This is a genomic window from Pseudomonas sp. EGD-AK9 (assembly GCF_000465935.2).
GTDB lineage: Bacteria > Pseudomonadota > Gammaproteobacteria > Pseudomonadales > Pseudomonadaceae > Aquipseudomonas.
The window spans coordinates 1-6,852 of the sequence record NZ_AVOF01000178.1 but is presented as its reverse complement, the minus strand read 5'-3'; the positions used below and the strand labels follow the sequence as shown (position 1 = coordinate 6,852).

9 protein-coding genes are annotated in these 6,852 nt (G+C 68.0%); 5 read left to right on the top strand and 4 right to left on the bottom strand.

From position 1 onward, the window contains the following. From N878_RS26765 to N878_RS09840, 3 genes are all read left to right on the top strand, one after another. A partial coding sequence (locus N878_RS26765) for a DUF1731 domain-containing protein (protein WP_156350868.1) occupies positions 1–117 on the top strand: 117 nt, incomplete at its 5' end. A gap of 12 nt (positions 118–129) precedes the next feature. Then, positions 130–1,152: a ferrochelatase gene (gene hemH, locus N878_RS09845; RefSeq protein ID WP_021443495.1), complete on the top strand. Its 1,023-nt coding sequence runs from the start codon at positions 130–132 to the stop codon at positions 1,150–1,152. A gap of 151 nt (positions 1,153–1,303) precedes the next feature. Further along, positions 1,304–2,635: an MFS transporter gene (locus N878_RS09840; protein ID WP_021443494.1), complete on the top strand. Its 1,332-nt coding sequence runs from the start codon at positions 1,304–1,306 to the stop codon at positions 2,633–2,635. A gap of 76 nt (positions 2,636–2,711) precedes the next feature. On the opposite strand, the gene N878_RS09835 is transcribed toward N878_RS09840, so the two are convergent. From N878_RS09835 to N878_RS09825, 3 genes are all read right to left on the bottom strand, one after another. Continuing rightward, positions 2,712–3,068, bottom strand: coding sequence for a hypothetical protein (locus tag N878_RS09835; RefSeq protein ID WP_021443493.1), 357 nt, complete (start codon positions 3,066–3,068; stop codon positions 2,712–2,714). A gap of 143 nt (positions 3,069–3,211) precedes the next feature. After that, positions 3,212–3,934, bottom strand: coding sequence for an ABC transporter substrate-binding protein (locus N878_RS09830; protein ID WP_021443492.1), 723 nt, complete (start codon positions 3,932–3,934; stop codon positions 3,212–3,214). A gap of 65 nt (positions 3,935–3,999) precedes the next feature. Beyond that, complete coding sequence (locus tag N878_RS09825; RefSeq protein ID WP_021443491.1) at positions 4,000–4,341, bottom strand: zinc ribbon domain-containing protein YjdM; 342 nt, start codon at positions 4,339–4,341, stop codon at positions 4,000–4,002. A gap of 455 nt (positions 4,342–4,796) precedes the next feature. On the opposite strand from N878_RS09825, the gene N878_RS09820 reads away from it, so the two are divergent. Both N878_RS09820 and N878_RS09815 read left to right on the top strand, forming a co-directional pair. After that, on the top strand, positions 4,797–5,576 hold the full coding sequence (locus N878_RS09820) for a gamma-glutamyl-gamma-aminobutyrate hydrolase family protein (protein WP_031302965.1): 780 nt from the start codon (positions 4,797–4,799) through the stop codon (positions 5,574–5,576). A 128-nt stretch (positions 5,577–5,704) separates the two neighbouring features. Further along, on the top strand, positions 5,705–6,121 hold the full coding sequence (locus N878_RS09815; RefSeq protein WP_021443489.1) for a CBS domain-containing protein: 417 nt from the start codon (positions 5,705–5,707) through the stop codon (positions 6,119–6,121). 70 nt (positions 6,122–6,191) lie between these two features. Here the strand turns inward: N878_RS09815 and N878_RS09810 are convergent, their stop codons facing one another. Continuing rightward, entirely contained in the window at positions 6,192–6,665 is a 474-nt protein-coding gene (locus tag N878_RS09810; RefSeq protein ID WP_036987625.1) for an LEA type 2 family protein, read from the bottom strand. Between the last annotated feature and the right edge of the window lie 187 nt (positions 6,666–6,852).

Below are 6,852 nucleotides of genomic sequence, written 5' to 3'. Positions count from 1 at the left end.
TCCGAGCTGCTGCTCGGCGGCCAGCGCGCGGTGCCGACGCGCCTGCTGGAGGCGGGTTTCAGTTTTCGCTTCACCCATCTGGACGTGGCCCTGGCCGATCTGCTGGGCCATCACTGACTAGGATTTCGCATGACCGATCACGCATTGTTGCTGGTTAACCTGGGTTCGCCCGCGTCCACCGAAGTAGCCGATGTCCGCCGTTACCTCAATCAGTTCCTGATGGACCCCTATGTCATCGACCTGCCCTGGCCGCTGCGCCGCCTGCTGGTGTCGCTGATCCTGATCAAGCGCCCGGCAGCCTCGGCGCATGCCTATGCCTCGATCTGGTGGGACGAGGGCTCGCCGCTGATCGTGCTCAGCCGCCGCCTGCAGCAGGCGATGCAGGCGCACTGGACGCGCGGCCCGGTGGAACTGGCGATGCGCTATGGCGAGCCGTCCATCGAAACCAGCCTGCAGCGCCTGGCCGACCAGGGCGTCCGCGAGGTGACCCTGGCGCCGCTCTACCCGCAGTTCGCCGACAGCACCACCACCACGGTGATCGAAGAGACCAAGCGGGTACTGCGCGAGCGCGGGCTGAAGCTGCGCCTGTCGATCCTGCCGCCGTTCTTCGAGCAAGCCGAATACCTCGACGCCCTGGCGGCCAGCGCCAAGCCCTACCTGGAGCAGCCGTTCGATCACCTGCTGCTGAGCTTCCACGGCCTGCCCGAGCGCCATCTGCACAAGCTCGATCCCAGCGGCCATTGCCTGAAGGGCGCCGACTGCTGCCGCACGGCTTCGGCCGAGGTGCTCGCCGGCTGCTATCGCGCGCAGTGCCTGCGCAGCGCCGAGCTGTTCGCCGCGCGCCTGGGCCTGCAGCCGCAGCAGTGGTCGGTGAGCTTCCAGTCGCGCCTGGGCCGGGCCAAGTGGATCGAGCCCTACACCGAGACGCGCCTCGACGAGCTGGCCGCGCAGGGGGTGAAGAAGCTGCTGGTGATGTGCCCGGCCTTCGTCGCCGACTGCATCGAGACCCTGGAGGAAATCGGCGACCGCGGCCGCGAGCAGTTCGTCGCGGCCGGCGGCGAGAGCCTGCAGCTGGTGCCCTGCCTCAACGACCACCCGGACTGGGCGGCGGCGCTGAAGACCCTGTGCGAGCGTGCGCCGCTGGCCATCTGAAACGGCCGCCGCGCCATTCGCCCCGGCGGGTATGAAGCATTCGCCCGCCTGATAACACCTTCGAGCGATACTCAGCGCCGTTTATATCGCCCTAAGCTGACGCACTTTCAACCGCCGCGCGCCGCGTTCAGCGGTGCCGAGGAGAGCGTCCGTGCATAACAACAATAACGGCTATCCCTCCAGTGCCCGTGCCTGGGTCACTGTCGCCATCCTGATGGTGGCCTACGTGCTGTCCTTCGTCGACCGGCAGATTCTCAACCTGCTGGTCGAACCGATCCGCCGCGACCTGCTGATCAACGACACGCAGATGAGCCTGCTGATGGGCCTGTCCTTCGCCCTGTTCTATACCATCTGCGGCATTCCCCTCGGGCGCGTCGCCGACACCCGCAGCCGGCGCGGGCTGATCGCCGTGGGCGTGCTGTTCTGGAGCGCCGCCACCGCCGCCTGCGGCATGGCCAAGCTGTACTGGCAGTTCCTGCTGTGCCGCATCGGTGTCGGTGTGGGCGAGGCGGCGCTGTCGCCGGCGGCCTATTCGCTGATCGCCGACAGCTTTCCCGCCGAGCGCCGCGCCACCGCCATCAGCGTCTACTCCATGGGCGTCTACCTCGGCTCGGGGCTGGCCTTCCTGGTCGGCGGGCTGGTCATCCAGTTCGCCTCGGCGCAGGGCAATGTGCTACTGCCGGTGCTGGGCGAGGTGCGCCCCTGGCAGTTGATCTTCCTGATCCTCGGCGGCGCCGGGGTGCTGTTCACCCTGCTCATGCTGGCGGTCAAGGAGCCGGCCCGGCGTGGCGCCGGCGCCGGCGTGGCGGTGCCGCTGGCGGATGTCGGCCGCTATATCCGTGCCAACCGTCGCACCGTGCTGCTGCACAACTTCGGCTTCGCCGGCCTGGCCTTCGCCGGCTACGGCAGCGCGGCCTGGGTGCCGACCTTCTATATCCGCACCTACGGCTGGGACGCCGGTCAGGTCGGCATCGTCTACGGCTGCATAGTCGCGGTGTTCGGCTGCCTGGGCATCGTCTTCGGCGGGCGCCTGGCCGACTGGATGGCCAAGCGCGGGCGCAGCGACGCCAACATGCGCGTCGGCCTGTACGCCGCGCTCGGCGCGCTGCCGCTGGTGCTGCTGTTCCCGCTGATGGACACCGCCTTCTGGGCCAGCGTGCTGCTGGCGCCGACGGTGTTCTGCCTGAGCATGCCGTTCGGCGTGGCGCCGGCGGCGATCCAGGAGATCATGCCCAACTCGATGCGCGGCCAGGCCTCGGCCATCTACCTGTTCGTCATCACCCTGATCGGCCTGGGAATAGGCCCGACCGCGGTGGCGCTGGTGACCGACTTCGTCTTCGCCGACGACAACGCGCTGCGCTACTCGCTGCTGATCGTCACCACCCTGGCGGTGCTGATGTCCATCGTGCTGCTGGGCAAGAGCCTCAAGCCCTACCGCGAGAGCGTGGTGCGCCTGGAACAATGGGCGGCCAGCCCGGCCTGAGCCCCGTAAGGGGCGCCGCGCGCACCAATAATGAAAAAGCCGCGATAGTCGCGGCTTTTTCACAGAGCGAGCGGGTTTAACGACGATAGCGATGATGGTGCTTGTGGCCGCGCCAGTGCTTGTGCGGGTGGTGATAGTGGCGCGATTTGTAGTGATACGGCCGGGGTTCGTAGTAGCGCGGGCCCACCACCACGGTATAGGGGCGGTAGTAGACCGGCGGCTCGTAGTACACCGGCGGTGGCGGGTAGTACACCACGTGCGGTGGTGGGGCGTAGTAGATCCGGCTGTTGGCGCCGATCACGCCACCGACCACGGCGCCGACTACCGCTCCGGCGATGGCCGCATCGCGGCGGTCCGAGGCTTGGGCGGGCTCCGGACCGGCCAGCGCCAGGCTGGCGAGCAGCCCGGTGACGAGGGAAATACGCGTATGCATGAGCGTGCCTCCTGTAGGGCCGGAGCGTTCCGGTTAATCCCTTCGACCGTGCATCGCGCCGATTATTTCGCCGGTGACTGTAAAAGCTGAGTAAAGCCGGCGCGGGGCGCCGGGTGCAACCGCTGGTGCCGCTCTGGCTCGGGCTATTGTGCCCAGCGCTGCTCGATGCGCTCCAGCGTGCCGGCCTTGCGCAGCCGTACCAGCGCCTCGGAGAACTGTCGGGCGCGCTGGATATCGCCCTTGGCGAAGGCGACGAAGCGCGGCATCTGCACCAGCGGGCGGGGCAGGATGCGCACCTGCTGCTGGGCGCGCTGTTCGCGGACGAAGTACTGCAGTTGCACGCGGTCGCCGACGATGATGTCGATGCGCCCGGCCAGCAGCATCGACACCAGCTGGCGCGGGTTCTGCGCGCTGCTGTCGCGGGCCAGGTCGGCGCGGTCGAAGTGCTCCTCGTAGGCATAGCCGCGCACCTGGCCGATCACGTAGGGGGCGAAGTCGTCCAGCGTGCGCCAGTCGGCGATCGCGGTCTTGGCGGTGGTCATGAACACCGTGGCGCCGCTGCGCAGCGGGCCGACCAGTTCGTACTGCTCCTGGCGCTGCGGCGTGCCGGCGAACTGGAAGGCCATCTGCGCCTCGCCGCGCTCGAGCATGCGCTTGACCCGCTCCCAGGGGTAGAGGCGGATCTGGTGCGCGACCCTGGCCTCGCGCAGCACCGCCTCGACCAGCTCGACGTCGAGCCCGCGCGGCGTGTCGTCCTCGGCGGTGACGAAGCTGTAGGGGGCGAACTGCTCGTCGCCGACCACCCGCCAGGGCTCCGCGGCCAGGGGATTGGCCAGGGCCAGCAGGACGAGCAGCAGAAGGCGCATGGCGGGTTTCCTCGGGGCGGGCTTGTGTTCAGGCTAGCCAATTTTCCCCGAGGGCGTGCGGCAGATCAGACCTTGCGCACGAACTCCGACTTGAGCTTCATCGCGCCGATGCCGTCGATCTTGCAGTCGATGTCGTGGTCGCCGTCGACCAGGCGGATGTTCTTCACCTTGGTGCCGACCTTGACCACCAGCGACGAGCCCTTGACCTTGAGGTCCTTGATCACGGTGACGCTGTCGCCGTCCTGCAGCAGGTTGCCCACCGAATCCTTGATCGCCCGCGTCGCCTCGTCGCCCCCGGCGTCGTCGCCGGCCCGCCATTCATGGGCGCATTCGGGGCAGATCAGCTGCTCGCCGTCTGCGTAGGTGTATGCGGAGTTGCACTGGGGGCAAGGTGGCAGGCTGCTCAAGGGGTGTCCTCGACTGTGGGTTGAGAGACCCTGAATTGTATAGGGTTTTGCCCGTGGGCGCCGCTCTAGGACGCCGCTCGGCTCGCCGGTGATGTCAAAAATATTGGACTTTTTGGGCGGGCAGGTTTCACCGCTTTTTGCTTGAATCATGCCGGCTTAAGCCATTTAAGCGGAATCTGCGAGTGCATTTTGTTCGACAATGCCGCGCTTATTTGTTTGACATATTTTACGGCTCGGGCAGACTGGCGATAGATTCCGCTGCCGAACCGGGTGGCGGGCGCCTTGTGGCGCCCCTTTGCGCAGAGTCGCCAAGGCCCGGTTTCGCGCCGCCGTCGGAAGGCGGCACCCCGGCTCAGGACGAGCCCGGGTGCACGGAGTTAGCCAAACAGGCCGCAGTCGGCGACAGCCACCGGCCTGCACAGCAACGACAGGCCCGGCCTGTCCCAAGGTGACGTATGTCCGACAAGAAAATCCGCAGTACCCCGCGCAAACCCGTCGTTTTGATGTCCATGGGCGCTCAGGAGCGCAAGGGCCACGACTATCAAGTGATGACCCACAAATACATCCAGCCGCTGGTCGAGCTCTCCGGCTGCGTGCCACTGCTGGTGCCGACCTGCTGCGGCACGGCTGACCTCGAGCAGTACCTGGACATGGCCGACGGCGTGTACCTGACCGGCGCCGGCAGCAATATCGACCCGGCGCTCTACGGCCAGGAAAACGAGACGCCGAACAAGGCCCAGGATCGCGACCGCGATCTGTTCGACCTGCCGCTGATCCGCGCCGCCCTCGCGCGCGGCCTGCCGATCTTCGGCATCTGCCGCGGCATGCAGGAGATCAACGTGGCCCTGGGCGGCGACATCTTCCAGAAGGTCTATGCCGAGCCCGGCTACCACGACCACCGGGAGAACCCCGACGACCCGGTGGAGGTGCAGTACGCGCCGCGCCATGCGGTGTACCCGGTGCCCGGCAGCTGGTTCGCCGAGCTGCTGGGGCAGCCGGAGATCCGCGTCAACTCCCTGCATGGCCAGGCCATCCGCAACCTGGGCCAGGGCCTGGAAGTGTTGGCCAGCGCCGAGGACGGCCTGATCGAGGCCATTCACGCCCCCAGCCTGTCGCCCTTCCTGCTGGCAGTGCAGTGGCACCCGGAATGGCGCGCCGCCGCCAACCCCGACTCGGTGAAGATCTTCCAGGCCTTCGGCGAGGCCTGCCGGCGCCGCGTCGCCGAACAGAACTGAGCCCTCCAAGAGGCGGTTCCCGGCGCGTCCTGCGTCGATCTGTCAGGAAAGGGCGTGGAACTTGCTAGCGGCTGAGCGTCCGGGCCATGTCCCCGGGCGCTTCCTCCAATCGCACAAGGACCACCTCGATGATCACTGCCTCCATCGCCGACTGCATGAGCCGGGATTTCGCCCGCATCCATCCCGATATGCCCGTGGTCAAGGCGGTCGCCAAACTGATGCGCCACGAGCTGCTCGGCGGCCCGGTGACCGACGGCGACGGCCGCCTGCTCGGCTGGCTGTCCGAGCAGGAATGCCTGAAGGTGGCGATCCAGGTGGCCTACTACAACCAGCGGGTGGCCACGGTCGGCGACATCATGCGCCGCGACGTGCTCAGCGTGCGCGCCGACATGGACCCCATGGCACTGGTGCAGCAGATGCTCGGCGACAAGCCGAAGAACTACCCGGTGGTCGACGCCGGTGGCCGGGTGCTCGGGGTGATCAGCCGTCGCCATCTGCTGCAGCAGCTGGACAAGCTGCTGCAGGGCCGGGCTCAGGCGGCCTGAGGCGCAGGCGAGCCGTCTTGGTGCAGCGGCGCCGAGTGGGTGCACCAAAAGGGTTGGCGTGCGCGGCCTGTCAGTAGACGCGCGGCGGCTCCGGCCAGTCCAGGGTGCCGCTGTCGCTGAACCGGCGGGTGCCGAACAGGCCGCCGGCCAGCTTGCCGCGCAGCACGTAGGGCAGGCCCTGGCCCGGGCGGTAGTCGGTGGCGCCCCAGGCCTGGCGCATGGCGGAGAAGGCGGAAATGCTCACCGGCACGCTGATCAGGGTCTCGCCGAAGCGCGGCACGCTGCCGCGCTGGTCGCTCACGCCGCTGGCCAGCGGCTGGCCGTTGACCTCCAGCTCCAGCGCCACGCCGTCGAAGTCCACCGCGCTGTCGTTGGGATTCTGCACCCGCAGCTTGACCGCGAAGCGCATCTCCAGGCCCTGGCCGGGCAAGGGTTCCAGCCCGGCCAGGTCGATGCGCAGCGGGTCGCGCTGGCCCAGGCTGGCGCAGGCGCCCAGGCCCAGGGCGAGCAGCAGGATAAAACAGAGGCGAAACAGACGGGGCATGGCGATCTTCCGGATGAGCATTGGCTACAGCATAGAAGACCGTCGCCAGCCGCTTTAGCTCCCGGCCTTGCGTTGCCGACTGCCGAGCACCAGGGCGATGCCGCCGAGCACCGCGCCGGCGCTGAGCAGCAGACGCAGGCTCAGCGCTTCGCCGAGCAGCAGGGCGCCGCCGAGGGCGGCGAGGATC

Bases quoted from the DNA above. Each gene is read 5' to 3' on its own strand.
- N878_RS09810 (WP_036987625.1), bottom strand. From the start codon at position 6,665: ATGCCCCGTCTGTTTCGCCTCTGTTTTATCCTGCTGCTCGCCCTGGGC.
- N878_RS09815 (WP_021443489.1), top strand. From the start codon at position 5,705: ATGATCACTGCCTCCATCGCCGACTGCATGAGCCGGGATTTCGCCCGC.
- hemH (WP_021443495.1), top strand. From the start codon at position 130: ATGACCGATCACGCATTGTTGCTGGTTAACCTGGGTTCGCCCGCGTCC.
- N878_RS09835 (WP_021443493.1), bottom strand. From the start codon at position 3,068: ATGCATACGCGTATTTCCCTCGTCACCGGGCTGCTCGCCAGCCTGGCG.
- N878_RS09820 (WP_031302965.1), top strand. From the start codon at position 4,797: ATGTCCGACAAGAAAATCCGCAGTACCCCGCGCAAACCCGTCGTTTTG.
- N878_RS09830 (WP_021443492.1), bottom strand. From the start codon at position 3,934: ATGCGCCTTCTGCTGCTCGTCCTGCTGGCCCTGGCCAATCCCCTGGCC.